Source organism: Pseudomonas sp. BT76 TE3572, from assembly GCF_050435365.1.
Lineage (GTDB): Bacteria > Pseudomonadota > Gammaproteobacteria > Pseudomonadales > Pseudomonadaceae > Aquipseudomonas > Aquipseudomonas fluorescens_W.
This window is the reverse complement of sequence record NZ_JBNDKE010000001.1, coordinates 6795172-6819035: the sequence shown is the minus strand read 5'-3', so window position 1 is coordinate 6819035 and position 23864 is coordinate 6795172. Positions and strand designations below refer to the sequence as shown.

The following is a 23864-nucleotide window of genomic DNA, read 5'->3' as shown; positions in this document are numbered from 1 at the left end:
TGCTAATGCAACTTCGATTGATTCATTCAAGGGCGTAACTGCAATAACGCTGCAGCCATCGCGTTATCGAAACGCTGGATAACTTGCTGGCATTGTTCATCGTCGATAATCAATGGCGGCAACAAGCGGATGACATTGCCCTTACGTCCGCCGCGTTCCAGCAACAGGCCTTGTTTGAAGCACTGTTGCTGAATGGCCACGGCCAGCGCCGGGTCCATCGGGAAATGTCCGTGGCGATCCGCCGGCTGGCGCTCGTCGACGATCTCGATGCCCAGCATCAGGCCGCGACCACGCACCTGGCCGAGGGCTGGATAATGCGCTTGCAACTCGACCAGTCGGTCCTTGAGCCACTGGCCACGGCGTTCGGCCTGGTTGGCGAGGTTTTGCTGTTGCAGCACCTGCAACGTGGCCAGCCCGGCGGCCATGGCCATCTGGTTGCCGCGGAAAGTCCCGGCGTGATTGCCTGGCTCCCAGGCGTCGAATTCACGACGGATGCCCAGCACTGCCATGGGCAAACCGCCACCGACCGCTTTGGACATGACGATCAGGTCTGGCTCGATATCGGCGTGTTCAAAGGCAAACATCTTGCCGGTGCGGCCGAAACCGGTCTGCACTTCGTCGAGGATCAGCAGGATGCCGTGCTTGCGCGTCACCTCGCGGATCGCCCGCAGCCAGCTCGCGGGCGCACAGTTGACACCGCCTTCACCCTGCACCGCTTCAAGGATCACCGCCGCCGGCAGTGACACGCCGCTTTCGACGTCTTCGATGAACTGGGTGAAATAGTGAGTCAAGGCCTCGACCCCGGCCTCACCGCCGATGCCCAGCGGGCAACGGTATTGGTGGGGATACGGCATGAACTGCACCCCGGGCATCAGGCTGGCGATGGCATTTTTCGGCGCCGTGTTGCCGGTCAGGGCCAGGGCGCCGTGGGTCATGCCATGGTAGGCCCCGGAGAAACTGATAATGTTGTTGCGCCCGGTGTAGGTCTTGGCCAGTTTAAGCGCGGCTTCCACCGCATCCGCCCCGGACGGCCCGCAAAATTGCAGGCAGTAATCACGACCCTTGTTCGGCAACAGGCTGAGCAGGGTTTCGCTGAAAGCGTCCTTGACCGCGGTGGTCAGGTCCAGGGTATGCATCGGCAAGCCTGACGCGAGGAAGCTGTCGAGGCTGGCCATGACGGCCGGATGATTGTGCCCCAGGGCCAAAGTACCGGCGCCGGCCAGGCAGTCGAGGTAAGTATTGCCCTCGACATCGGTCACCCAGAGCCCGTGCGCCTTGGCAATGGCCAGCGGCAACTTGCGTGGATAACTGCGTACATTAGATTCGAACTTGCTTTGTCGAGCCAAATAGTCGGCATTGGTTTTTTGCAAAGTAGTAGAGTGCAATACGCCATCATTCAACATCGCTTCACCCTCGTTAAAGTCGATATGCAACTTATTCTCATTACCGAGTTGTTGCAACTAATTCTTACAACCTATTTGGAAATTTACATATAGCGATTTCAACTACTTTAAAAACTATCAGGCACGCAAAAAACCAAGTTAATAAACCTGGTATGAACTGCGGAAGTGCCATGATCTAGCCATGAACTTTTAATACAACTGACAACTTCGCAATAGGCTACCGATAGATAGCGACTTATACGCAAGTGCCTTGAATGTTCATTAACTGATGGGGTGCATAGGTCCTTCCTCTATACGAATCAGGTCATGGTCCAACAAAGACGCCCCGATCCCTGGGGCGCATGACACGGGTGGATCAGAAGTCAACAGTCGCAGAAAGGAGGTAGGTGCGCGGGGTCGACAGCGTCAAGCCAGGCTCGCTGTCATCCGAGGCACCGGCCGAACTCCAGTAGCGCTTGTCCGCCACGTTCTCGACATTGGCACGCAGGGTGATGTTCTTTTCCTCGACCTTGAACGCATAGCGTGCGCCCACGTCGAAACGCTCCCAGGAGTCGATTTCCTTGTTGTTGGACTGGTCCAGGTACTGCGAGCTGGAATAGATACCGCGGCTGGTCAGGGTCAGGCCCTGTACGGTTGGCACGTCCCACTCGGCACCCAGGTTGACGTTGTATTTCGGCGTAGCCGGCGCCCGGTTGCCGTCGAAGGTGCCATTGGTGGTGTTGCTCAACTCGCTGTCGATGTACATGACACCGCCGAGCAGACGGAAACCATCGAGCGGTTCACCGAACACACTCAGTTCCATACCGGTGTTCTCACGCTTGCCGTTCGGGCCGAAGACGCGCGTCGTCGCGTTGGTCTCGTAAGCCGGCTGCTTAATCCGGAACACGGCGGCGGTGACGGCGAACGCACCGGCGTCATACTTGGCGCCGACCTCGACCTGGCGGCTGATGAACGGCGGGAAAATCTCGTCCTCGTTCACCGAGGTCGACGGCGCGATCTTGCCCTGGCTCAGGCCTTCCATGTAGTTGGCATACAGCGACAGCTTATCGGTTGCCTTGAACAGGATGCCGCCTGACGGCGAAACCTTTTCCTCGTCGTAGCCGGTGTCGCCTCTGACGTTATCGGTCCAGTCGTCAACCTTCACGCGCTGCCAGCGGGCGCCGAGGGTCAGCAGCAGACGGTCATCGAAGAAACCCAGGGTGTCGGACAACGCCACACCGGTGGAGCGGTTCTCGGTGTAGACCTTCGAATCCTGTCGCGTGGCTCTGACAGGCGTTGGTGTTGTCACGGGGTTGTAGAGGTTGCTGTTGCCTGCGGCATAACGGGCGCCACCATTTTCGAAGTCCATGTAGTAATAGCTGGCAGCCAGGTTGACTTCATGGCTCACCGGGCCGGTATGAAACCAGTTGCGCACCCCCGCCGTGCCCGTCCGGACATTTTCGTCACGGGTGAAGTCACGGGGTAGAACGCTGAAATTGCCAGCATTGTTGATAACCGAAACAGCATGACGGAGAAAGTCATGGTTACTTTTGCGCGCGCCCACACCGCCGTACAGCATCACGGAATCGTTGACATCGAATTCGCCGTTCACCATGCCGAAAGTGTCGTTGGTACTCGCCTTGCTCCAGGGCTGCGCATAGTTGCGGCGCACATCGCTGGCATGCGGAACCTGCGCGTTAGGGCCAACCTGTACGCGCTCCTGCGGTGCGTCGGTATCACGTTCGGTGCGCCCGATGTCCGTCGAGAGTCGCAGGCGTTCACCGCGAAAATCCAGGCCCAGCACAGCCATCTCGCGGTCGACATTCTGGTGATCCCATTCAGTGTCGCCGGACTGCTTCACGCCGTTGAAACGAAGGCCAAACTTATTGTCTTCACCGAAGCGCCGGCCGACATCCACGGCACCACCGACCTGGCTGTCGGACGCGTAGCTGCCGGTGAATGAAGTGATGGGCTTGTCGGTCGCGCGCTTGGGCACCACGTTGATCCCGCCACCCACGCTGCCCCGCGGCGAGATGCCGTTGATGAGCTGGCTGGGGCCTTTGAGGACGTCGACGCGGTCGGCCATCTCCATGTCGATCGTATAGGTCGGCAGGACGCCGTAGAGACCGTTGTAGGACACATCACTGTTGAACAGGCTCAGCCCGCGAATGGTGAACTGCTCATAGCGCCCACCCGCCGGGTTGGTGGCGCGAACCGAGGGATCGTTGGCGATCACGTCGCCCAAAGTACGCGCCTGCTGGTTTTTGACCACCTCACTGGTGTAGGTGGTCATGCTGAACGGCGTTTCCATAAAGTCTTTCGAGCCCAGCAGGCCCTGTGAACCGCGACGCGCGACCTGACCGCCGGCATATGGATCGCCGTGCTCCGAGTCAGTGGCACCGACAATCGAGGTGGCCCCCAGTTGCAGGCTGCCGCTTTCTGGCGCCGGGGTCAGGATGTACGCCTCTTCGCCTACCGGTTGCAGTTGCAGACCGGAACCCTGCAACAGACGGGCAAAGCCCTCCTCCACCGCGTACTCGCCGGAAAGTCCAGGGCTGGTGCGACCGCCCACCAGTGCCGGGTCGACTGACAGATTGACCCCGGCCAGCCCGGCGAAACGGGTCAGCGCTGCACTGAGGCTGCCTGCCGGCACCTGGTAACTGCGTCGAGGCGCGTCTTCGGCCCAACCGGCAGTGATGAACAACGGACAGGCACTCAGACTCAGCATCAGACTCAAGTGCAACAACGGGCGCAGTCTGGAAGAACCCAGACGCGTACTGCAGGGCATCACTACAGGCATTGAGAATCTCTCTGATTTCGTTTCACTTACCTTGAATGACAAGCGACGCGAAAAAAGGGGACACACCTCAAACACTATTTTTGCGCGGCAGCAACGTGACCCAGTAGCGGGTTCGCCTCTGCACTTCCAGCGGCAAGCTGGCCGCCAGCAACGTCAGGATGCGATCGGTGTCTTCCAGACGGAAACTGCCGGTGACGCGCAGGGATTCGAGTTCCGGTTCCCAGCGCAACAATCCCGGACGATAGGTGCTGAGTTCGCGCAAAAAATCGCCCAGGGGCTGGTTCTGTGCCATCAACACGCCGTCGCGCCAGCCAGGCGCAAGTACATCGAAAGGTTCGACGCGTCCGGCACCCATCGCCTGAAGGCTGACTTGCTGGCCTGCGCGCAATGAAAAGACCGGTCCGCGCAAAGGCTGCAACTGCACCGCACCTTTAAGCACTGACACCTTGCACCCCGTCTGCCCCTGACGAACGCACACTTCGCTCTGACTGGCGACCACTTGCCCGAAACGCGTCTGAATCGTCAGCGGCGATGTGCTGGGAACATTGAGCGCTATTTCGCCTTCCACGAGTGTCAGTCGCCGGTTCTTCAGGTCGATATCGACGGCACTTGCGGTATTCAATTGCAGCGAGCTGCCATCGGCCAACTGGACCTTTTTGCCCTCCCCGGTCGCCGTTCGCAGGTCAGCGCGCCAGACATCCAGAGGTAGCTGCCGGCTGATCAGCCAGGCGGTTGGCACCAGCGCCACCGCCCCGACGGCGCGTTTGAGCACCGTGCGCCGACTCGTCTGCGGCCGATCCAGGCTGGCCATGGCCAGTGCCGACGGCAGGTCGGTAAAGCGTTGGCGCAAGAGCTGGGCTTTCTGCCAGGCCTGTTCGTGACTGGGATGGCTGTCACGCCAGTGCTGCAGATTGGCACGGTCGCGATCATTGGCGGCGCCTGATTCCATGAGCGCCAGCCATTGAGCGGCAGCCCGCACGACTTGCCGGGCTTCAGCCGAAGGCGGCGAACCGATCACAATTCCACCAGCAGGCAATGCTCATAGGCTTGCGCCATGTAGCGCTTGATCGTGCGCTCCGAGACTTGCAGGCGTTCGGCAATTTCGTGATAACCCAGGCCTTCCAGCTGACTCCAGAGAAACGCCCGGCGCACCGCGGTCGGCAATCCATCGAGCAATTCGTCCAGGGCTTGCAGGGTTTCCAGCAGTAACCAACGTTGCTCGGGGGACGGCACGCAGTCCTCGGGCAGCAGCGCCAAGGCGTCGAGGTAGGCCTGCTCCAGGCTGCGGCGCTTATAGAAGTTGCTCAGCAGCCGCTTGCCGACTGTCGCCAGATAGGCGCGGGGTTCTTGCAGGTCGGCGATGTGCTGGGAGCTGGCGAGTAAACGCACGAACGTATCCTGGCTCAAGTCCGCCGCATCATGGCCATTGCTCATGCGTCGTCTCAACCAGCTTTCGAGCCAGCCACGATGGTCGCGGTACAGGTCGTGGAAGGTTTGCGCCGCCGGCATCGCTGCATCACTCATCTAAAGGAACCCTGCGCGAAGAAATATTTTAAATGCGACTCATTCTAATTAGTGTTGATACGTCAAACCAAGCGCTTTATGTGTTTCGCCCCAAGGAAAAACCTGGATACGCGAATGAAAGACAGGTGTTTCTGCCACGCAGCCACCGGTTGATCAGGGCTGAGCGTTATTGAGGGGAATCGTCGAGAGGAGGAAGAATTCGATGCACGGCCGCATTTGGCCGGCAGATGCGAATACCCATGGTTGCGGGGGAAAGGAGAAAAAGCCAAATCGCAGGCACAAAAAACCCCGGTCTTTCGACCAGGGTCTTTGCTATCGACTCGAAGTAGCCAGCGGCTAACTTCGTAGCTCCAAGGCGTTCAGTGGGCCTTGAGGCAGATATGGCGCAGCGGACGGGACTCGAACCCGCGACCCCCGGCGTGACAGGCCGGTATTCTAACCGACTGAACTACCGCTGCGTATCGCTTTGGACTTTCGTCCAAGTAACTCGTCTGACTGAAAGCTTCGAGGCTTTCAATCTCGAACCAGAATAAATTCTGACTCGGAAAATATGGCGCAGCGGACGGGACTCGAACCCGCGACCCCCGGCGTGACAGGCCGGTATTCTAACCGACTGAACTACCGCTGCGCGTCGGTGGAGGCTTTTAAAAGCTTCCATCTTGCTTTCGCAAGACTCTCGGAAGTGGTGGGTGATGACGGGATCGAACCGCCGACATTCTGCTTGTAAGGCAGACGCTCTCCCAGCTGAGCTAATCACCCGTTTGCATCTCCGAGGCCGCGAAATTTACGCAGGTACCGAAGCTAAGTCAATACCCCGCTTGAAGTTTTTCTGAAAAAGACAAAATCATGTCATTTCCCGCAGCGCTGCCCACGGCCGCCTGCAACCTCAAACCGCCGCTGTCGCGGCCCCTGCCCGAATTACTCGCTGTAAATCATCTTCTTGGTCATGCCGCCATCGACCACGAACTCCTGGCCCGTGACAAAACCGGCGTTCTTCGACAACAGCCAGGCGACCATCGCTGCCACGTCCTCGACCGTCCCTACCCTGCCCGCCGGATGCTGGGCATGATCGGCATCGGTCAGTGGTTCGGCACGGCGTGCGGAAGGATCCCGCGCATCAATCCAGCCCGGACTAACCGCATTGACGCGGATTTCCGGCCCAAGGCTGATCGCCAAGGCATGAGTCAGGGCCAGCAGGCCACCCTTGCTCGCCGCATAAGCCTCTGTGTCGGGTTCCGACTGCCCGGCGCGGGTCGAGGCCAGGTTGACGATCGCGCCGCTGTGAGCACGCAGGTACGGCGCACAGTGCTTGGCCAACAGCATCGGCCCACTGAGATTCACCGCCAGCACCCGATTCCAGTACGCCAGATCAAGGCTTTCAAGGGTGATGTTGTGCGGATCGGTAACCGCCGCGTTGCACACCAGTGCATCCAGACGTCCGAACTGCCCCAGCACCTCAGCGACACCCAACGCCACCTGCCCTTCGTTCGAGACGTCCATGGCGATGAACCAGGCGTTGTCGCCGAGCACCTTCGCCACTTTCGAACCGCGCACCCGATCAAGATCAGTCAGCACCACCTGCCAGCCTTCGCTGATCAGCCAGGCCGAGATCCCCAGACCAATGCCCCGCGCAGCACCCGTGACCAGTGCAACGCGGCCATTGGTGCCAGTGCCCGGCGCGGACAACTCGATCACAAGGCAGCCAACCCGCGCGCCAGATCGGCTTGCAGGTCTGCCACGTCTTCCAGACCGACCGCGATGCGGATCAGGCTGTCACGAATGCCCGCAGCTTCACGCTCTTGCGGCGCCAGACGGCCGTGAGAGGTGGTGCTTGGGTGCGTAATGGTGGTTTTGCTGTCACCGAGGTTGGCGGTGATGGAAATCAGGCGAGTCGCATCGATAAAGCGCCAGGCGCCCTCTTTGCCGCCCTTGACCTCGAAACTCACGACCGCACCAAAGCCTTTCTGCTGACGCAGGGCCAACTCGTGCTGCGGATGGCTTTTGAGACCGGCGTAATGGACTTTCTCGATACCGTCCTGCTGCTCCAGCCATTCGGCCAGTTGCTGGGCATTGGCACAGTGCGCCTTCATGCGCAGGCTCAGGGTTTCCAGGCCCTTGAGGAAGATCCAGGCGTTGAACGGGCTCAGAGTCGGCCCGGCAGTGCGCAGGAAACCGACGACTTCTTTCATCTGCTCGCTGCGACCGGCCACAACACCGCCCATGCAACGGCCCTGACCGTCGATGAACTTGGTCGCCGAATGCACGACGATGTCCGCGCCCATCTTCAGCGGCTGCTGCAACGCCGGGGTGCAGAAGCAGTTATCGACCACCAGCATCGCGCCCTTGGCGTGAGCGATTTTCGACAGCTCGGCGATATCGACCAGTTCAGCCAGTGGATTGGACGGCGATTCGACGAACAGCAGTTTGGTATTGGCCTTGATCGCCGCATCCCAGCCGGACAAGTCCGCCAGGGGCACGTAATCGACTTCGATGCCGAAGCGCTTGAAGTACTTCTCGAACAGGCTGATGGTCGAACCGAACACGCTGCGCGACACCAGCACGTGATCGCCGGCGCTGCACAGGCTCATCACCACCGCCATGATTGCGGCCATGCCGGTCGCCGTGGCCACGGCTTGCTCGGCGCTTTCCAGCGCGGCAATGCGCTCTTCGAACGCACGTACGGTCGGGTTGGTGTAGCGCGAGTAAACGTTACCCGGCACTTCACCGGCAAAGCGTGCCGCCGCATCAGCAGCGGTACGGAATACGTAGCTGGAAGTGAAGAACATCGGATCACCGTGTTCGCCTTCCGGCGTGCGGTGCTGACCGGCGCGTACGGCCAGGGTGTCGAACGCTACGCCTTCGAGGTCGCTGTCCAACCGACCGGCATCCCAATCCTGACTCATGCTGTCACTCCTTGCCCCGATTTTTATAAATAGGAATTCTTTTAGTAGATACAAAACCGGCCCCTCAGGGCCGGTAGTTACTCAGTTGTTATACAGATCAATGATCGCACTGACTGCCTGCGTCTTGACCTTGGAGGCATCATTACGTGCCTGCTCGATCTTGTTCAGGTAAGCCTCATCAACGTCGCCGGTGACGTACTGGCCGTCGAACACCGCGCAATCGAACTTCTCGATCTTGATCTTGCCGCCACCGACCGCTTCGATCAAGTCAGGCAGGTCCTGATAGATCAACCAGTCAGCGCCGATCAGATCAGCCACGTCCTGGGTCGAACGGTTATGCGCGATCAGCTCGTGCGCGCTCGGCATGTCGATGCCGTAGACGTTCGGGTAGCGAACGGCCGGTGCCGCGGAGCAGAAGTAGACGTTTTTGGCGCCGGCTTCGCGGGCCATCTGGATGATCTGCTTGCAGGTGGTGCCGCGAACGATGGAGTCGTCCACCAGCATCACGTTCTTGCCGCGGAATTCCAGCTCGATGGCGTTGAGCTTCTGGCGTACGGATTTTTTCCGTGCGGCCTGGCCCGGCATGATGAAGGTCCGGCCGATATAACGGTTCTTCACGAAGCCTTCGCGGAACTTGACGCCCAAGTGGTTCGCCAGCTCCAGGGCCGCGGTACGGCTGGTATCCGGAATCGGGATGACCACGTCGATGTCGTGATCCGGACGCTCGCGCAGAATCTTCTCGGCGAGTTTCTCACCCATGCGCAGACGGGCTTTATAGACCGACACGCCGTCGATGATCGAGTCCGGACGCGCCAGGTAGACGTGTTCGAAGATGCACGGGGTCAGGGACGGGTTGGTCGCACACTGACGGGTGTGCAGCTTGCCGTCTTCAGTGATGTAGACCGCTTCGCCTGGTGCCAGGTCGCGAATCAGGGTGAAACCGAGCACGTCCAGGGAGACGCTTTCGGAGGCGATCATGTACTCGACGCCTTCGTCGGTGTGACGCTGACCGAAGACGATCGGACGGATGCCGTGCGGGTCGCGGAAACCGACGATGCCGTAACCGGTCACCATCGCCACGACCGCGTAACCACCGACGCAACGGTTGTGTACGTCAGTGACAGCCGCGAACACGTCTTCTTCGGTTGGCTGCAACTTGCCCCGCTGGGCCAGTTCGTGAGCGAACACGTTGAGCAGCACTTCCGAATCGGAATTGGTGTTGACGTGGCGCAGGTCAGATTCGTAAATCTCCTTGGCCAGCTGTTCAACGTTGGTCAGGTTACCGTTGTGCGCCAAGGTGATGCCGTAAGGCGAGTTGACGTAAAACGGTTGGGCTTCGGCCGAGGTCGAACTGCCCGCGGTCGGGTAACGCACATGACCAATACCCATGTGGCCGACCAGGCGCTGCATGTGACGTTGATGGAACACGTCACGCACCAGGCCATTGTCCTTGCGCAGGAATAACCGGCCATCATGGCTGGTCACGATACCGGCAGCGTCCTGGCCGCGGTGCTGGAGGACGGTTAGCGCGTCATACAGCGCCTGATTGACGTTCGACTTACCGACGATACCGACGATGCCACACATGCGACGCAACCCCTACTTAATGGATCTGAACTGAACACAACTCACTGAGGCGTTTTGGCCATCGGCAAGAGGTGCTCCTTGAACGGTATCTCAGCGGGTATGCTGATACCGCTGGCAAGCCACTGACTGCTCCACCCGAGAATCAGGTTTTTGGACCAGTCTGCGACCAAAAGAAATTTTGGCACGAGCTGTGACTCTTGCCACCACCCGTCCTGCTGTACCGGCCCCAGGCTCAACAGCCCGACCGCCACGACCACCAGCAACACGCCACGCGCGGCGCCGAAGGCCATGCCGAGGAATCGATCGGTCCCGGACAGCCCGGTGACGCGAACCAATTCGCCGATAAGATAATTGATCATCGCGCCTACGATTAACGTGGCGACAAACATGATGGCACAGCCCGTGATCACACGGGCCGACGGCGTTTGGATGTATCCGGCGAGGTACTCGGACAATGAACCACCGAACATCCAGGCGACGACTCCTGCGATGATCCAGGTCACCAGCGACAGTGCTTCTTTGACGAAGCCGCGGCTCAGACTGATCAATGCGGAGATGGCGACGATTGCAACGATCGCCCAGTCAACCCAGGTAAATGGCACAGTGCAGCCTACAGACGGATAAGGCGGCGCATTTTAGCAGAGCGCATGGCTATCGGTAAGCTGCGATTGTCAGTGCATTTCATATCGGGGCGATAGTTTTAGCCACGCTCAGGCTGGAAACGCACCACAAAACCCTTGAGGTTCTGTTGGCGACTCAACAAGTCACGCAGACGATCGGCTTCTGCACGCTCGATCAGCGGTCCGACAAACACCCGATTCTTGCCGTCGGCAGTCCGAATATAGGCGTTGTAGCCTTGGCTGCGCAGGGATTTCTGCAGGCTTTCTGCACTTGCACGGCTCGACAGGCTGGCCAGTTGCACCGACCAGCTGACCGACAGGCCATTGGCATCGACGCGGCTTTGCGTCGTGTCCGGTTTGCCCGGTGCAGCCGTGATGGGCTGGCTAGGTGCAACCGTTGGTTTGTTGACCGGCGCCGGAGCTGGCGCGACCGGTTTGGCGGCAGGTGCAGGCGCAACCGGGGCAATCGGAGCAGAAGGTGCTTCTTGCTGAGCGATTTCATCATCACTCGGCACAGGCTCCTGAGGTAGCGCTTGCGGCTCAGGCACCACCACCGGCTCGACCTGAACTTGCGGCACCGCAGGCGCTTGCGGCGCAGCCGGGGCTTCAACCGTCACTTGACGCTGTTCATCCTGACGGGAAAACAGCATCGGCAGGAAAATCACCGCCAGCGCCACCAGAACCAGGGCGCCAACCATGCGCTGTTTGTATGCCTTATCCAGCAATGCCATTTGCCGCTTCCTCCGTGGAGCGCCGGGCCAGCCATTCAAGGGCCTCGGCGACACAATAAAATGATCCGAACAACAGAATCTCGTCGTCGTTCGTCGCCAGCGCGCACTGCCCTTCCAGGGCGGCGGCCACACTGTCATAGGATGTCACCGAGGCGCCAAGGTTCTGCAACGCCGCGTGCAAATCGGCAACCGGGCGTGCTCGCGGTGAATCCAGCGGCGCGACGGCCCATTGCTGGACACTAGCATTCAATTCACCGACAACACCATCCAGATCCTTGTCCGCCAGCAATCCGAACACCGCCAGACGCTTGCCGGCTGGTGGTCGGCTGGCCAGGCGGCGAGCCAGATACTCTGCCGCGTGCGGGTTATGCCCCACGTCCAGCAACAGGCTCAGGCGCTTGCCCTGCCAGTCGAACTGACGGCGATCGAGGCGACCGACCACCCGAGTGGCCTTCAGCGCAGCAATAATGTGTGCATCCGCCCAAGGCAACCCGAGCAACAGGTAAGCCTGCAACGCCAGCGCGGCGTTTTCCATCGGCAGATCGAGCAACGGCAAATCGTGCAGCTCGACCACACGCCCTTGAGCGTCAAGACCGCGCCATTGCCAGTTGTGATCGGTGATGCCGAGGTCGAAATCGCGCCCACGCAGGAAAAACGGGCAATTGAGCTCGCGCGCTTTATCCAGCAGAGGTTGTGGAGGATTCAGGTCGCCACACAGCGCAGGCGCGCCTTGGCGGAAAATGCCGGCCTTTTCGAACGCTACGGACTCGCGGGTATCGCCCAGATAGTCCGCGTGATCGACACCGATGCTGGTGACCAGTGCCATGTCGGCATCGACCACATTGACCGTGTCCAGACGCCCGCCCAGACCGACTTCCAGCACCACCGCATCGAGACTGGCGTGCTGAAACAGCCAGAACGCCGCGAGGGTGCCCATTTCGAAGTACGTCAGGGAAGTGTCGCCACGGCCCGCCTCGACCGCTGCAAAGGCTTCGCACAGCTCGGCGTCAGTGGCTTCGACGCCATTGACCTGCACCCGCTCGTTGTAACGCAGCAGGTGCGGAGAATTGTAGACACCGACGTTCAGGCCCTGCGCCCGCAGCAACGAAGCCACGAATGCGCAGGTAGAACCTTTGCCGTTGGTGCCGGTGACCGTGATCACCCGAGGCGCCGGTTTGCCCAGTCCCATGCGGGACGCTACCTGTTGCGAGCGCTCCAGGCCCATGTCGATGGCCGAAGGGTGCAACTGCTCAAGGTAGGCGAGCCACTCGCCAAGGGTACGTTCGATCATATGTTGGCGGGTACCGGTGGAACTACGATTGGTTCGATTGGCGCGGCGACGAATTTTGGCGTCGGCAGGCCCATCATTTGTGCCAGCAGATTGCCCAGGCGCGGACGCAGTTCCTGACGGTGAATGATCATGTCGATCGCACCGTGTTCCAGCAGGAACTCGCTGCGCTGGAAGCCTTCCGGCAGTTTTTCACGCACGGTTTGTTCAATAACGCGCGGACCAGCGAAGCCGATCAAGGCTTTCGGCTCACCGACGATCACGTCGCCGAGCATCGCCAGACTGGCGGAAACACCACCGTAGACCGGGTCGGTCAGTACGGAGATGAACGGAATGCCTTCTTCACGCAGACGCGCCAGTACCGCAGAGGTCTTGGCCATTTGCATCAGGGAGATCAGGGCTTCCTGCATCCGCGCACCGCCAGAAGCGGCGAAACAGATCATCGGGCAACGGTTTTCCAGCGCGTAGTTGGCAGCGCGAACAAAACGCTCACCAACGATCGCGCCCATCGAACCACCCATGAAGGAGAATTCGAAGGCCGACACCACTACCGGCATGCCCAGCAGGGAGCCGCTCATGGAGATCAGTGCGTCTTTTTCGCCGGTCTGCTTCTGCGCAGCGGTCAGGCGATCCTTGTACTTCTTGCCGTCGCGGAACTTCAGACGGTCAACCGGCTCCAGGTCAGCGCCCAGTTCGGCACGGCCTTCAGCGTCGAGGAAGATGTCGATACGGGCGCGGGCGCCGATACGCATGTGGTGGTTGCACTTGGGGCAAACGTCCAGGGTCTTTTCCAGCTCCGGACGATACAGCACAGCCTCGCAAGACGGGCATTTGTGCCACAGACCTTCAGGCACCGAGCTCTTCTTGACCTCGGAACGCATGATCGAAGGGATCAGTTTGTCTACTAACCAGTTGCTCATGCTTTCTTTCTCCAGTACCGGCGGCCCGAACGCTCTGGTTCGCAGCCCCGCGTATGCCCTTGAGCTAAATTCATGTGTGTGGCGATGATCGATGGGTTGCCGGATCAGCGAAACGTGACCTGCGTACACCCCAAAAACCCTCAGCCATGCCTGTGGACGGCGGCAGTGTGCCAGCCGTCACATCAGCTAGTGCGTACCGCTTTAATGAATGCCTGAATCTTTGCGTGATCCTTGATGCCCTTGCTCGCCTCCACCCCACCGCTGACGTCCACGGCATAAGGCCGAACCCTTGCAATCGCCTCGGCGACGTTGTCCGGCGTCAAACCACCCGCCAGGATGATCGGCTTGCTCAAGCCTTGCGGTATCAGAGACCAGTCGAACGCTTCACCGGTTCCGCCGGGCACGCCTTCAACGTAGGCGTCGAGCAGGATGCCGCTGGCGCCTGGAAACGCATCGCATGCGGCCGCGATATCGTCACCGGCCTTGACCCGCAGCGCCTTGATGTACGGACGATTCCATTCTTCGCACTCGGCCGCGGTTTCGTCGCCATGGAACTGCAACAGGTCCAGCGGCACGGCGTCGAGGATTTCCCCCAACTCGCAGCGGCTGGCGTTGACGAACAACCCCACGGTGGTCACGAACGGCGGCAACGCGTTGATGATCGAGCGCGCCTGCTGAAACGTCACGGCCCGAGGGCTTTTGGCGTAGAACACAAATCCGATCGCATCAGCCCCGGCCTCAACCGCCGCCAACGCATCTTCTATGCGGGTAATCCCACAAATCTTGCTGCGAACGGCCGACATGTCGATAGAACCCCAAGGTAAATCCGAGAAAGTCCCGGATGGTAACAAAAGCGTTCGAGGGCGTCAGCCGTCAAGTTCCGAGAAACCGGTCAAGAAGTGCGGCCCAATGTAACGCTCGGGCAATTCGAACTCGTCGCGGTACTCGACCTGCACCAGGTACAGGCCGTACGGATGCGCCGTCACCCCGCCGGACCGGCGAATGCGGCTCTCCAGCACCTCTTTCATCCACTCCACCGGGCGCTCGCCGGCACCGATGGTCATCAGCACGCCCGCAATGTTGCGCACCATGTGATGCAGGAAGGCGCTGGCGCGGATGTCCAGCACGATCATCTTGCCGTGGCGCGTGACGCGCAGGTGATGCAGCTCCTTGATCGGCGACTTGGCCTGACACTGGCCGGCACGGAAAGCGCTGAAATCGTGGGTGCCGACCAGGTACTGCGCCGCCTCGGCCATGCGCTCGACGTCCAGCGGACGGTGGTTCCAGGTGATTTCTTCGTTCAGGTGCGCCGGGCGGATCTGATCGTTGTAGATCACGTAGCGATAGCGCCGGGCAATCGCCTTGAACCGCGCATGAAAATGCGCCGGCATGACCTTGGCCCAGCTGACACTGACGTCGTGAGGCAAATTGATATTGGCGCCCATGACCCAGGCTTTCATCGAACGCTCGACCTGGGTATCGAAATGCACCACCTGACCGCACGCATGCACACCGGCATCCGTACGCCCGGCGCAGAGCAGCGACACCGGTGAGTCAGCGACTTTGGACAAGGCGTTTTCGAGCGTTTCCTGCACCGTCAGCACGCCAGAGGCCTGGCGCTGCCAGCCGCGATAGCGCGAGCCTTTGTATTCAACGCCCAACGCGATCCGGAAAAAGCCGTCGGCCACCATTTCGGCGGCCGGATTATCTATATTTGCCAAGGAGTGACAGCCTGCTGATATACGCAAAGGCGGGCATTATAAGGCCGCAGGACCGGGACGCCAGAGGCGCGTGCTGTTTGTGGCCTGCCAGGAGCGATCTGTCGTCGACTGAAACAAAAACGGCAGCCTCAATGGGCTGCCGTTTTGTTTACGCCTTACCGATCAATCAAGCCAGGCGCGAAAGCATTTCCTTGGCTTCGCTCTTCTGACCTGCATCACCCTCGGTCACCACTTCATTGAGGATGTCCCGGGCGCCGTCGGCGTCGCCCATGTCGATGTAGGCCTGGGCCAGATCGAGTTTGGTGGCGACTTCGTCAGTGCCGGAAAGGAAATCGAATTCCGGCTCGTCAGCTGCGGAGGCCATGGCGTCTTCCGCCGTGAAACTTGGCTCGCCAAGGCTCTGGGACAGACGATCCAGCTCGGCGTTGACGTCATCCAGTTCGGCTGCGAATGCGTCCGGAGCGTCTGGCGCGTCCATTTCATCAGCCAGCGACAGGTCGAAATCGGCTGGCAGCTCCAGATCGTCCAGCGCAACCTCGGGAACAGCCGGCGCTTCAGCGACCGGTAAATCCAGGTCCTTGACGCCTTCATCCAGGCTCAACAGGAAGTCGTCTTCGGCCAGGGTCGCCGGCGAGGCATCCCCACCAAGATCCATATCCAGGTCGAAGTCCGACAGGTCATCGAGGTTTTCCTTGATGTCGGTCTGCTGCTGCAACACCGACTCGAAGCTCAGGTCGTCGTCCAACGGGAACTCGTCCAGCTCGGTCGCAGACACAGGCTCTGGTTCTGGCGCTGGCTCTGGTGCAACCACTGCCGGAGAGGCAGCCTCCAGATCATCCAGGCTCAAATCGAAAGCACTGTCGAGGTCATCGGACGCTGGTTCTGGTTCTGCTGCAACCACCGCCGGAGCGGCAGCTTCCAGATCATCCAGGCTCAAATCGAAGGCACTGTCGAGGTCATCGGACTCTGGTGCTGGTTCTGGCTCAACCACCGCTGGAGTGGATGTTTCAAGATCATCGAAGCTCAAATCGAAGGCATTGTCGAAGTCATCAGGCACTGCCGGCGCCGGCACTTCAGGCTCATCCTGCAACAGATCCTTGACGTATTGCGCGTCCAGTTCGGCAGCGATCGCAGCAGCGGCGATACCACCGGCGGCGGCAATCACCATGGCCGGGAAACGGCTCTTGAGTTTTTCGACCTGTGCATAGTTGTCACCATTGGCCACCAGTTGGCGTTCCTGGGCAACGAATGCATCGCGGTCGCCTTGCTGACCGTAGACTTCCATCAGCTTGAGGCGCAGGTCACTGCGTTGTGGCTCTTGCTTGATCCCGTCTTCCAGCAAGGCAGCCGCCTGATTCAGACGACCGGCCGTGATGTGCGACTGCGCCTTGGTCAGTACGTCGTCATTGCGCTCGCCAGCAGGCGAAACCAATGGCGCGGCGATCGGCGGCGTTACCACAACCGGAGCAATTACCGGCGCCGGCGCGGGGGCCGGGGCTGGTGCAGGCGGTGGCGTCGGGGTTGGCGCAGTAGCGAGCTTCACGCTCGGCGGCGGCACGTCCAGGTCATCGAAGATGCTTTTTGGCAGGTCGAGTTCAGTGGAGAACGCCTGCTCCTCGGCCAAGTCACGGGCCATACGCAAATGCTTCTCGGCTTCTTGCTGGGCTTTGCGGCGACGCGCCAGCAACAGCAGTAGCAACAGCGCCACCACCGCCCCGCCACCTGCCAGACCCAGCAGCCACGGATTGGTCAGCAGCTCTTTGAATTGCTGATCGTCGGATGCTGCCGGCGTCGGCTCGACTGGCGTCTCGGCCGGAGCCGGAGTGGCCTCGGGCGCAGCAGCCTCAGGTGCAGGTGTTGTCGGAGCCGCTTGCGTAGGCGCTGGCGCAGGGTTGGCCGCCAGTTCGGCTGACATTGCCGGAGCAGCCGCTTCTGGTGCCGGCGCACCCGCCGCGCCTTCAGCCTGCAACTTGGCCAGCTGATTGTTTTTCAGCTCGATCAGGCGTTGCAGCTTGTCCATCTGACTTTGCAGATCGGTCATGCGGCTTTTCAGTTCAGCGTTGTCACGACGGCTCGTGTCGAGGTTTTCCTTGGTCACGGCCAGCTTGTTGCTCAAGTTCTTGGCGTCGCCCGCAGCGCCTTTGCCACCGGCCTTGCCGGACTCGGCGGAGACCAGGCTCAGCTTGTCTGTCGTCGCTTGCGACGAAGGGCCTTCACCGCGAGCGCGTTTGGTGGCATCGAGCTGCTGCTGTCCGGCCCCGGGCTTCGCTACATAACGACGGCCCTGACGCCACGCAGTGTTCTGTGCGGAAACTTCAGCAATGGCCTTCGGTTGCGGCAGGCTGGTGCTCTGCGCCTGATCCGGCATGCGCAGCACCTGACCGGCTTTCAACCGGTTGATGTTGCCGTCGATAAAGGCATCCGGGTTCAACGCCTGGATGGCCAGCATGGTTTGCTGGACCGAGCCGCCAGTGCGCGTCTTCGCAGCGATTTCCCACAGGGTATCGCGCGGCGCGGTGGTGTATTGGGTTGGGTTGGTGCCACCGGTCACCGGTGCGGTGACGGTTTGCGTCGGTGCAGGCTGCGCAGCCGCATCAGCGGTCTGCGGCGAGAATTTGGACGGATCGAGCAGCACGCTGTAATCGCGCAGCAGGCGACCGCTGGGCCACATCACCTGAACCAGGAATTTCACCATGGGTTCGGAGAGGGGTTTGCTGGATGTCACACGCAGGATGCTTTTGCCGCTGGCGTTGAGCACCGGGGTGAAGGTCAGGTCATTGAGAAACGCCTGGCGATCGACACCGGCCTTGGCGAAATCTTCGGGCGAAGCCAGGCTCGGCACCAATTCGGCAGCGGTGAGGTCCTTGACGTCGAGCAACTCGATTTCTGCCACCAGGGGCTGGTTCAGCGTCGACTTCAGGGTCAATTCCCCGAGCCCGAGGGCATGCGCCATACCGGAGGACAGCGCCGAGGCGGCCGCTATTGCTAACACCAGTTTGCGAACTTGAACCATAGCCTCATCCTTTGTTTGAACATTCCTCGGCCAGCGAGAAGGTGTTGATAGTCGCTGCCGTAAGGCATTGCGTGCGGCGGCGAAGAGTCGTCGCGCGCGATCATTTCATTCATGCCACGCAAAGCCCCGGAGGGAGCCTGCTTTCAGCTGTCCGACCAAGCATAGCGCCCGGCCGGATTCATTCGACAAATTGTTGCCAAGTATCTTTTACAGGAGGTCTTTTATCAACAATTCGGCCACCTGCACAGCATTGAGCGCTGCGCCTTTGCGTACGTTATCTGACGTCAGCCACAAATTAAGTTCCGACAGGTCGTCGATCCCGCTCCGAACCCGACCAACGTAGACCACGTCCTGCCCTACCGCATCGCCTACCGGTGTCGGGTAATCGCCGGCTTCCACCAGCTCGATACCGGGCGCGTCTTCCAGGGCGGCGTTGACTTTTGCCAGGTCGATATCGCTCGAAGACTGCAAGGTCACGTTAAAGCTATCGCCAAAAAACACCGGGGCTTGAATGCAAGTGACGGAAATCTTTAATAAAGGTAGCGCCATGACCTGACGCAGCTCGCGTACCAGGCGTTTTTCCAGCAGCGTGTGACCCTGCTCATCAGGCTTGCCTACTTGCGCCAGCAGGTTGAAAGCCATCTGCCGATCGAAGAAAGTCGGCTCCAGCGGACGCACATTGAGCAGCTCGGCGGTTTGCCGTGCCAGCTCGGTGACCGCTTCGCGGCCCTGGGCGGAGACGGCCAGGCTGGCGGTCAGATTGATGCGTTGCAGATCGAGCAAACCGAGCAACGGCGCCAGCACCACCGCCAGTGTGGTGGCCGAAGGGCTTGGACTGCTGACCTGGAACGGCTTTTTCAAACCGGCGAGAATTTCAGCGTTAGCTTCCGGCACCACTTGCGGCGCCTGATCAGCCGGCAAGGCGCCGGACAAGTCGATCAGCGAGCAACCGGCGGCCGTGGCACGCGAAGCGAAACTCAGGGTTACCGCCGGGCCGGCCGCGAAGAACACCAGCTGGACTTTACTGAAGTCGAACTCATCGACTTCCCGCACCCGCACGTTCTTGCCGCGAAACGGCACCGAATGCCCGGCCGATTCGCTGCTGGCGAGCAGGTGCAGATTGCCGACCGGGAAGTCGCGCTCCTCGAGAATCTGCACGAGCGTTTCGCCGACAGTACCGGTGGCGCCGATCACGGCGATATCAAAGGACTGGCTCATGGTTCTACCTCTGGCGAAACGGGGGGAGCGGCACTTTACCGGGTGGTTGGGATGCAGGCAATTCTGACTGGGATTTGCGGTGGTCGACCCGGCCCCATCGCGAGCAGGCTCACTCCTACAATGGTCGATGTCGAACAGAAATCATGTGTACACCCTCACCCCTGTAGGAGTGAGCCTGCTCGCGATGAGGTCAGACCAGACAACCGATAAATCACAGGCATAAAAAACCCGCGCCTTTCGCAAGGCACGGGTTCTTTTATTACTTCAACCGATCAACGCTCAAGCAGGATCCGCAGCATGCGACGCAGTGGTTCGGCCGCGCCCCACAGCAGTTGGTCGCCGACGGTGAACGCGCCGACGTACTGCGTGCCCATGTTCAGCTTGCGCAGACGGCCGACCGGTACGTTCAGGGTGCCGGTGACTTTCGTCGGGCTCAGCTCCTGAATGCTGGCTTCGCGGCTGTTCGGCACCAGTTTGACCCATGGGTTGTGCTGGCTGATCAGCCCTTCGATATCGGCGATCGGCACGTCTTTGTTCAGTTTGATGGTCAGCGCCTGGCTGTGGCAGCGCATGGCGCCGATGCGCACGCAGATGCCATCCACCGGGATCGGGCTCTTGAAGCGACCGAGGATCTTGTTGGTCTCGGCCTGGGCCTTCCACTCTTCACGGCTCTGACCGTTCGGCAGTTCCTTGTCGATCCACGGGATCAGGCTGCCGGCCAGCGGTACGCCGAAGTTTTCGGTCGGGTATGCGTCGCTGCGCATGGCTTCGGCCACACGGCGGTCGATGTCGAGGATCGCGCTGGCCGGGTCGGCCAGTTGATCGGCGACAGCGGCGTGGGTCGCGCCCATTTGCTTGATCAGCTCACGCATGTTCTGCGCGCCGGCACCGGAGGCCGCCTGATAAGTCATGGCGCTCATCCACTCGACCAGACCGGCTTCAAACAGACCGCCCAGGCCCATCAGCATCAGGCTGACGGTGCAGTTGCCGCCGATGTAGTTCTTGGTGCCCGCGTCGAGCTGCTGGTCGATGACCTTGCGGTTCACCGGGTCCAGCACGATCACCGCGTCATCCTGCATACGCAGGCTGGAAGCGGCGTCGATCCAGTAACCCTGCCAGCCGGCTTCGCGCAGCTTCGGGAAGACTTCGCTGGTGTAGTCGCCACCCTGGCAGGTCAGAATCACGTCGAGGGTTTTCAGCTCATCAATGCTGTAAGCGTCCTTGAGCGGAGCAATGTCCTTGCCCACGGACGGGCCTTGGCCACCGACATTGGAAGTGGTGAAAAACACCGGCTCAATAAGATCGAAATCCTGCTCTTCCAGCATCCGCTGCATGAGCACGGAACCGACCATACCGCGCCAACCGATCAGACCTACACGTTTCATCGCAACTACACCTTCTTTAAAAAGTGGGCCGCTGCTTTCAAAGTGAAAGTTGCAGCGGGCCCGAGAGATTACAGATTCCGCAGCGCGGCGACTACTGCGTTGCCCATTTCCTGCGTACCGACTTTAGTGCAACCGGTCGACCAGATGTCGCCAGTACGCAGGCCTTGGTCCAATACCAGACTGACGGCCTTCTCGATTGCATCGGCCGCATCCTGCAGATTGAAGCTGTAACGCAACATCATCGACACCGACAAAATGGTCGCCAACGGGTTGGCAATGCCCTTGCCAGCGATGTCCGGCGCCGAACCATGGCACGGCTCGTACATGCCTTTGTTGTTGGTATCCAGGGATGCCGACGGCAGCATGCCGATGGAACCAGTCAGCATCGACGCTTGGTCGGAAAGAATATCGCCGAACAGGTTGTCGGTAACGATCACGTCGAATTGCTTCGGTGCGCGCACCAGCTGCATGGCAGCGTTGTCGACGTACATGTGGCTCAGTTCGACTTCAGGGTAATCCTTGGCCACCTGCTCGACGATTTCACGCCACAGTTGGCTGGAGGCCAGCACGTTGGCCTTGTCCACCGAGCACAGCTTCTTGCCGCGCACCATGGCCATGTCGAAACCGACACGGGCGATGCGGCGGATTTCGCTTTCGCTGTACGGCAGGGTGTCGTACGCCTGACGCTCGCCGTTTTCCAGGGTGCGAACGCCACGTGGTGCGCCGAAGTAGATGCCGCCGGTCAGTTCACGGACGATCAGGATGTCCAGGCCAGCAACGATTTCAGGCTTCAGGCTCGAAGCCTCGGCCAGTTGCGGGTACAGGATCGCCGGACGCAGGTTGCCGAACAGGCCCAGTTGCGCACGGATTTTCAGCAGGCCGCGCTCAGGACGGATGTCACGTTCGATGGTGTCCCATTTCGGGCCGCCCACAGCGCCCAGCAGTACGGCGTCGGCTGCGCGTGCACGGTCCAGGGTTTCGTCAGCCAGCGGCACACCGTGCTTGTCGATGGCGGCACCACCGATCACGTCATGGCTCAGCTCGAAGCCCAGGCTGTACTTGTCGTTCGCCAGCTCCAGCACCTTGACCGCTTCGGCCATGATTTCCGGGCCAATACCGTCACCTGGGAGAATCAGAATCTGCTTGCTCATGCTTTCCTCATGTCATCAGTCGGTGCGCCCTTGAGCGCACCCGGAAAAAGTCTATCGCCTGGAGGCTATCGCTCGGCCATCAGCACCAGCACATCGGTGCTGAACGAACCATCGGCCTCAATCTCAAAATATTCGCGTACTTCATTACCCATCGATTGCTGCAACTCGAGGATTGCCGCGCGCATCACCTCGGGTGTGCGCATACGCTCGACCCAGGAGGTGTACTCCAGTCGCAGCCGTTGACGGGCGGTGGTGCGGGTATGCAACCCCGCTTCGCTGACCTGACGCAACCACTCGCCGGCGGAATAATCGCGCACATGGCTGGTGTCGCGCAGCACTTCGACGCTTTGCAGGTAAGTGTCGAACAATGGACTGCCCGGTGACAACACGTCGACGAACGCCGCAACACCGCCCGGCTTCAGCACCCGGCGAACTTCTCGCAGGGCCAGGCCGAGATCGTTCCAATGGTGCGCCGAATAGCGGCTGAAGACGAAATCGAATTCGCCGTCGGCGAATGGCAGGCGCTCGGCGGCGCCCAGCACGGTGGAGACGTTGGTCAGACCGCGATCGACGGCTGCACCGGCTACCACGTCGAGCATCTGCTGCGACAAATCGTAGGCCACCACTTCCTTGACCAGTGAGGCCACTTGAAAACTCACGTGACCGGCGCCGCAGCCCAGGTCCAGCACACGGGCATCGCCCTGCCCTGCCAGCTCAGCCTGTAGCAGCGCGAATTCGGTGCCTTGCGCGTGAACGGCGCTGCTCAGATAGGCCGAGGCTTGTTCACCGAATTGCTTTTGTACGACTTGGCTGTGCTGGGCATTGCGGGTCATGGGGACTTCCTTTTTGGGGTGAGTCTTGGGGTGTCTATTCTGGCCTCATCGCGAGCAGGCTCGCTCCTACAGGAGAACGCATTTCAAATGTAGGAGTGAGCCTGCTCGCGATGGCGCGGTCATGCCTTAACGCAAAATCAGGCGTCGCGAAACAACCACGGCTGGCTCGCACGGTGTTTGGCTTCAAATGCCGCGATCGCTTCGTGGTCCTGCAAGGTCAGGCCGATGTCGTCCAGGCCGTTGACCAGGCAATGCTTGCGGAACTCGTCAAGTTCGAAGCTGTAGACCTTGCCATCAGGCCGGGTCACGGTCTGGGCTTGCAGGTCGACCGTCAACTCGTAGCCAGGATTCGCCTCGACTTGCTGGAACAGCTCATCCACTTCTGCGTCGGTCAAGATGATCGGCAGCAAGCCGTTCTTGAAGCTGTTGTTGTAGAAAATGTCGGCGTAGCTCGGCGCGATGATGCTGCGAAAACCGTACTCTTCCAGCGCCCACGGCGCGTGTTCGCGGCTGGAGCCGCAACCGAAGTTCTCGCGGGCCAGCAGCACGCTGGCGCCTTGATAACGCTCGGCGTTGAGCACGAAATCCTTGTTCAGCGGACGCTTGGAGTTGTCCTGGTAGGCATAGCCCACGTCCAGGTAACGCCATTCGTCGAACAGGTTCGGACCAAAACCGGTGCGCTTGATCGACTTCAAGAACTGCTTCGGAATGATCTGGTCGGTGTCGACGTTGGCACGGTCCAATGGCGCGACCAAACCGGTGTGTTGGGTAAAAGCTCTCATGTGCGG

19 protein-coding genes and 3 tRNA genes are annotated in these 23864 nt (G+C 60.4%); all 22 read right to left on the bottom strand.

Annotated elements, in window-relative coordinates:
* Nucleotides 1-26: 26 nt before the first annotated feature.
* The gene (locus ABH912_RS31160) at nucleotides 27-1403 is read right to left on the bottom strand and encodes a diaminobutyrate--2-oxoglutarate transaminase (protein ID WP_429513188.1); all 1377 of its coding nucleotides are present in this window, start codon (nucleotides 1401-1403) and stop codon (nucleotides 27-29) included.
* 355 nt (nucleotides 1404-1758) lie between these two features.
* Nucleotides 1759-4182, bottom strand: coding sequence for a TonB-dependent siderophore receptor (locus ABH912_RS31155; protein WP_429512670.1), 2424 nt, complete (start codon nucleotides 4180-4182; stop codon nucleotides 1759-1761).
* 67 nt (nucleotides 4183-4249) lie between these two features.
* A complete protein-coding gene (locus ABH912_RS31150; RefSeq protein ID WP_429512668.1) occupies nucleotides 4250-5200 on the bottom strand; it encodes a FecR domain-containing protein in 951 nt (316 codons plus the stop codon).
* Nucleotides 5197-5706 carry a sigma-70 family RNA polymerase sigma factor gene (locus tag ABH912_RS31145; protein ID WP_033061839.1) on the bottom strand — a complete coding sequence of 170 codons (510 nt, stop codon included), beginning with the start codon at nucleotides 5704-5706 and terminating at the stop codon, nucleotides 5197-5199. Before ABH912_RS31145 ends, ABH912_RS31150 begins: the two co-directional genes overlap by 4 nt.
* A gap of 381 nt (nucleotides 5707-6087) precedes the next feature.
* Nucleotides 6088-6164: transfer RNA gene (locus ABH912_RS31140), tRNA-Asp, on the bottom strand.
* A gap of 93 nt (nucleotides 6165-6257) precedes the next feature.
* A tRNA-Asp gene (locus ABH912_RS31135) sits at nucleotides 6258-6334 on the bottom strand.
* A gap of 55 nt (nucleotides 6335-6389) precedes the next feature.
* Nucleotides 6390-6465 (bottom strand) — tRNA-Val (locus ABH912_RS31130).
* Nucleotides 6466-6624: 159 nt separating this feature from the next.
* Nucleotides 6625-7401 carry an SDR family oxidoreductase gene (locus ABH912_RS31125; RefSeq protein ID WP_033061840.1) on the bottom strand — a complete coding sequence of 259 codons (777 nt, stop codon included), beginning with the start codon at nucleotides 7399-7401 and terminating at the stop codon, nucleotides 6625-6627.
* Complete coding sequence (locus ABH912_RS31120) at nucleotides 7398-8609, bottom strand: O-succinylhomoserine sulfhydrylase (protein WP_429512665.1); 1212 nt, start codon at nucleotides 8607-8609, stop codon at nucleotides 7398-7400. Before ABH912_RS31120 ends, ABH912_RS31125 begins: the two co-directional genes overlap by 4 nt.
* An 81-nt stretch (nucleotides 8610-8690) precedes the next feature.
* Nucleotides 8691-10196 carry an amidophosphoribosyltransferase gene (gene purF, locus ABH912_RS31115; protein WP_007905939.1) on the bottom strand — a complete coding sequence of 502 codons (1506 nt, stop codon included), beginning with the start codon at nucleotides 10194-10196 and terminating at the stop codon, nucleotides 8691-8693.
* Between the two features lie 41 nt (nucleotides 10197-10237).
* A complete protein-coding gene (locus tag ABH912_RS31110) occupies nucleotides 10238-10798 on the bottom strand; it encodes a CvpA family protein (RefSeq protein WP_033061843.1) in 561 nt (186 codons plus the stop codon).
* Nucleotides 10799-10896: 98 nt separating this feature from the next.
* Nucleotides 10897-11547 (bottom strand): SPOR domain-containing protein, encoded by a 651-nt coding sequence (locus tag ABH912_RS31105; protein WP_033061845.1) that lies wholly within the window; start codon nucleotides 11545-11547, stop codon nucleotides 10897-10899.
* Complete coding sequence (gene folC, locus ABH912_RS31100) at nucleotides 11531-12838, bottom strand: bifunctional tetrahydrofolate synthase/dihydrofolate synthase (protein ID WP_429512663.1); 1308 nt, start codon at nucleotides 12836-12838, stop codon at nucleotides 11531-11533. Before folC ends, ABH912_RS31105 begins: the two co-directional genes overlap by 17 nt.
* Entirely contained in the window at nucleotides 12835-13755 is a 921-nt protein-coding gene (accD, locus tag ABH912_RS31095) for an acetyl-CoA carboxylase, carboxyltransferase subunit beta (RefSeq protein ID WP_033061847.1), read from the bottom strand. Before accD ends, folC begins: the two co-directional genes overlap by 4 nt.
* 182 nt (nucleotides 13756-13937) lie before the next feature.
* The gene (locus tag ABH912_RS31090; protein WP_429512660.1) at nucleotides 13938-14558 is read right to left on the bottom strand and encodes a phosphoribosylanthranilate isomerase; all 621 of its coding nucleotides are present in this window, start codon (nucleotides 14556-14558) and stop codon (nucleotides 13938-13940) included.
* A gap of 63 nt (nucleotides 14559-14621) precedes the next feature.
* Nucleotides 14622-15446 carry a tRNA pseudouridine(38-40) synthase TruA gene (truA, locus tag ABH912_RS31085; protein ID WP_033061849.1) on the bottom strand — a complete coding sequence of 275 codons (825 nt, stop codon included), beginning with the start codon at nucleotides 15444-15446 and terminating at the stop codon, nucleotides 14622-14624.
* A gap of 196 nt (nucleotides 15447-15642) precedes the next feature.
* A complete protein-coding gene (locus ABH912_RS31080; protein ID WP_429512658.1) occupies nucleotides 15643-18489 on the bottom strand; it encodes a FimV/HubP family polar landmark protein in 2847 nt (948 codons plus the stop codon).
* 207 nt (nucleotides 18490-18696) lie between these two features.
* Nucleotides 18697-19707, bottom strand: a complete 1011-nt coding sequence (locus tag ABH912_RS31075; RefSeq protein ID WP_429512656.1) for an aspartate-semialdehyde dehydrogenase — start codon at nucleotides 19705-19707, stop codon at nucleotides 18697-18699.
* A 272-nt stretch (nucleotides 19708-19979) separates the two neighbouring features.
* Nucleotides 19980-21092 (bottom strand): aspartate-semialdehyde dehydrogenase, encoded by a 1113-nt coding sequence (gene asd / locus ABH912_RS31070; protein ID WP_033061853.1) that lies wholly within the window; start codon nucleotides 21090-21092, stop codon nucleotides 19980-19982.
* A gap of 68 nt (nucleotides 21093-21160) precedes the next feature.
* Nucleotides 21161-22243: a 3-isopropylmalate dehydrogenase gene (leuB, locus tag ABH912_RS31065; RefSeq protein WP_033061854.1), complete on the bottom strand. Its 1083-nt coding sequence runs from the start codon at nucleotides 22241-22243 to the stop codon at nucleotides 21161-21163.
* A 65-nt stretch (nucleotides 22244-22308) separates the two neighbouring features.
* On the bottom strand, nucleotides 22309-23076 hold the full coding sequence (locus ABH912_RS31060; protein ID WP_033061855.1) for a class I SAM-dependent methyltransferase: 768 nt from the start codon (nucleotides 23074-23076) through the stop codon (nucleotides 22309-22311).
* A gap of 137 nt (nucleotides 23077-23213) precedes the next feature.
* On the bottom strand, nucleotides 23214-23858 hold the full coding sequence (gene leuD / locus ABH912_RS31055) for a 3-isopropylmalate dehydratase small subunit (RefSeq protein ID WP_033061857.1): 645 nt from the start codon (nucleotides 23856-23858) through the stop codon (nucleotides 23214-23216).
* Between the last annotated feature and the right edge of the window lie 6 nt (nucleotides 23859-23864).

What these genes read in the sequence shown, in the direction of transcription:
- ABH912_RS31160 (WP_429513188.1), bottom strand. Translation starts at nt 1,403, where the DNA reads ATGTTGAATGATGGCGTATTGCACTCTACTACTTTGCAAAAAACCAAT.
- ABH912_RS31155 (WP_429512670.1), bottom strand. Translation starts at nt 4,182, where the DNA reads ATGCCTGTAGTGATGCCCTGCAGTACGCGTCTGGGTTCTTCCAGACTG.
- ABH912_RS31145 (WP_033061839.1), bottom strand. Translation starts at nt 5,706, where the DNA reads ATGAGTGATGCAGCGATGCCGGCGGCGCAAACCTTCCACGACCTGTAC.
- ABH912_RS31120 (WP_429512665.1), bottom strand. Translation starts at nt 8,609, where the DNA reads ATGAGTCAGGATTGGGATGCCGGTCGGTTGGACAGCGACCTCGAAGGC.
- purF (WP_007905939.1), bottom strand. Translation starts at nt 10,196, where the DNA reads ATGTGTGGCATCGTCGGTATCGTCGGTAAGTCGAACGTCAATCAGGCG.
- ABH912_RS31105 (WP_033061845.1), bottom strand. Translation starts at nt 11,547, where the DNA reads ATGGCATTGCTGGATAAGGCATACAAACAGCGCATGGTTGGCGCCCTG.
- folC (WP_429512663.1), bottom strand. Translation starts at nt 12,838, where the DNA reads ATGATCGAACGTACCCTTGGCGAGTGGCTCGCCTACCTTGAGCAGTTG.
- accD (WP_033061847.1), bottom strand. Translation starts at nt 13,755, where the DNA reads ATGAGCAACTGGTTAGTAGACAAACTGATCCCTTCGATCATGCGTTCC.
- ABH912_RS31090 (WP_429512660.1), bottom strand. Translation starts at nt 14,558, where the DNA reads ATGTCGGCCGTTCGCAGCAAGATTTGTGGGATTACCCGCATAGAAGAT.
- truA (WP_033061849.1), bottom strand. Translation starts at nt 15,446, where the DNA reads ATGGTGGCCGACGGCTTTTTCCGGATCGCGTTGGGCGTTGAATACAAA.
- ABH912_RS31080 (WP_429512658.1), bottom strand. Translation starts at nt 18,489, where the DNA reads ATGGTTCAAGTTCGCAAACTGGTGTTAGCAATAGCGGCCGCCTCGGCG.
- ABH912_RS31075 (WP_429512656.1), bottom strand. Translation starts at nt 19,707, where the DNA reads ATGAGCCAGTCCTTTGATATCGCCGTGATCGGCGCCACCGGTACTGTC.
- asd (WP_033061853.1), bottom strand. Translation starts at nt 21,092, where the DNA reads ATGAAACGTGTAGGTCTGATCGGTTGGCGCGGTATGGTCGGTTCCGTG.
- leuB (WP_033061854.1), bottom strand. Translation starts at nt 22,243, where the DNA reads ATGAGCAAGCAGATTCTGATTCTCCCAGGTGACGGTATTGGCCCGGAA.
- ABH912_RS31060 (WP_033061855.1), bottom strand. Translation starts at nt 23,076, where the DNA reads ATGACCCGCAATGCCCAGCACAGCCAAGTCGTACAAAAGCAATTCGGT.
- leuD (WP_033061857.1), bottom strand. Translation starts at nt 23,858, where the DNA reads ATGAGAGCTTTTACCCAACACACCGGTTTGGTCGCGCCATTGGACCGT.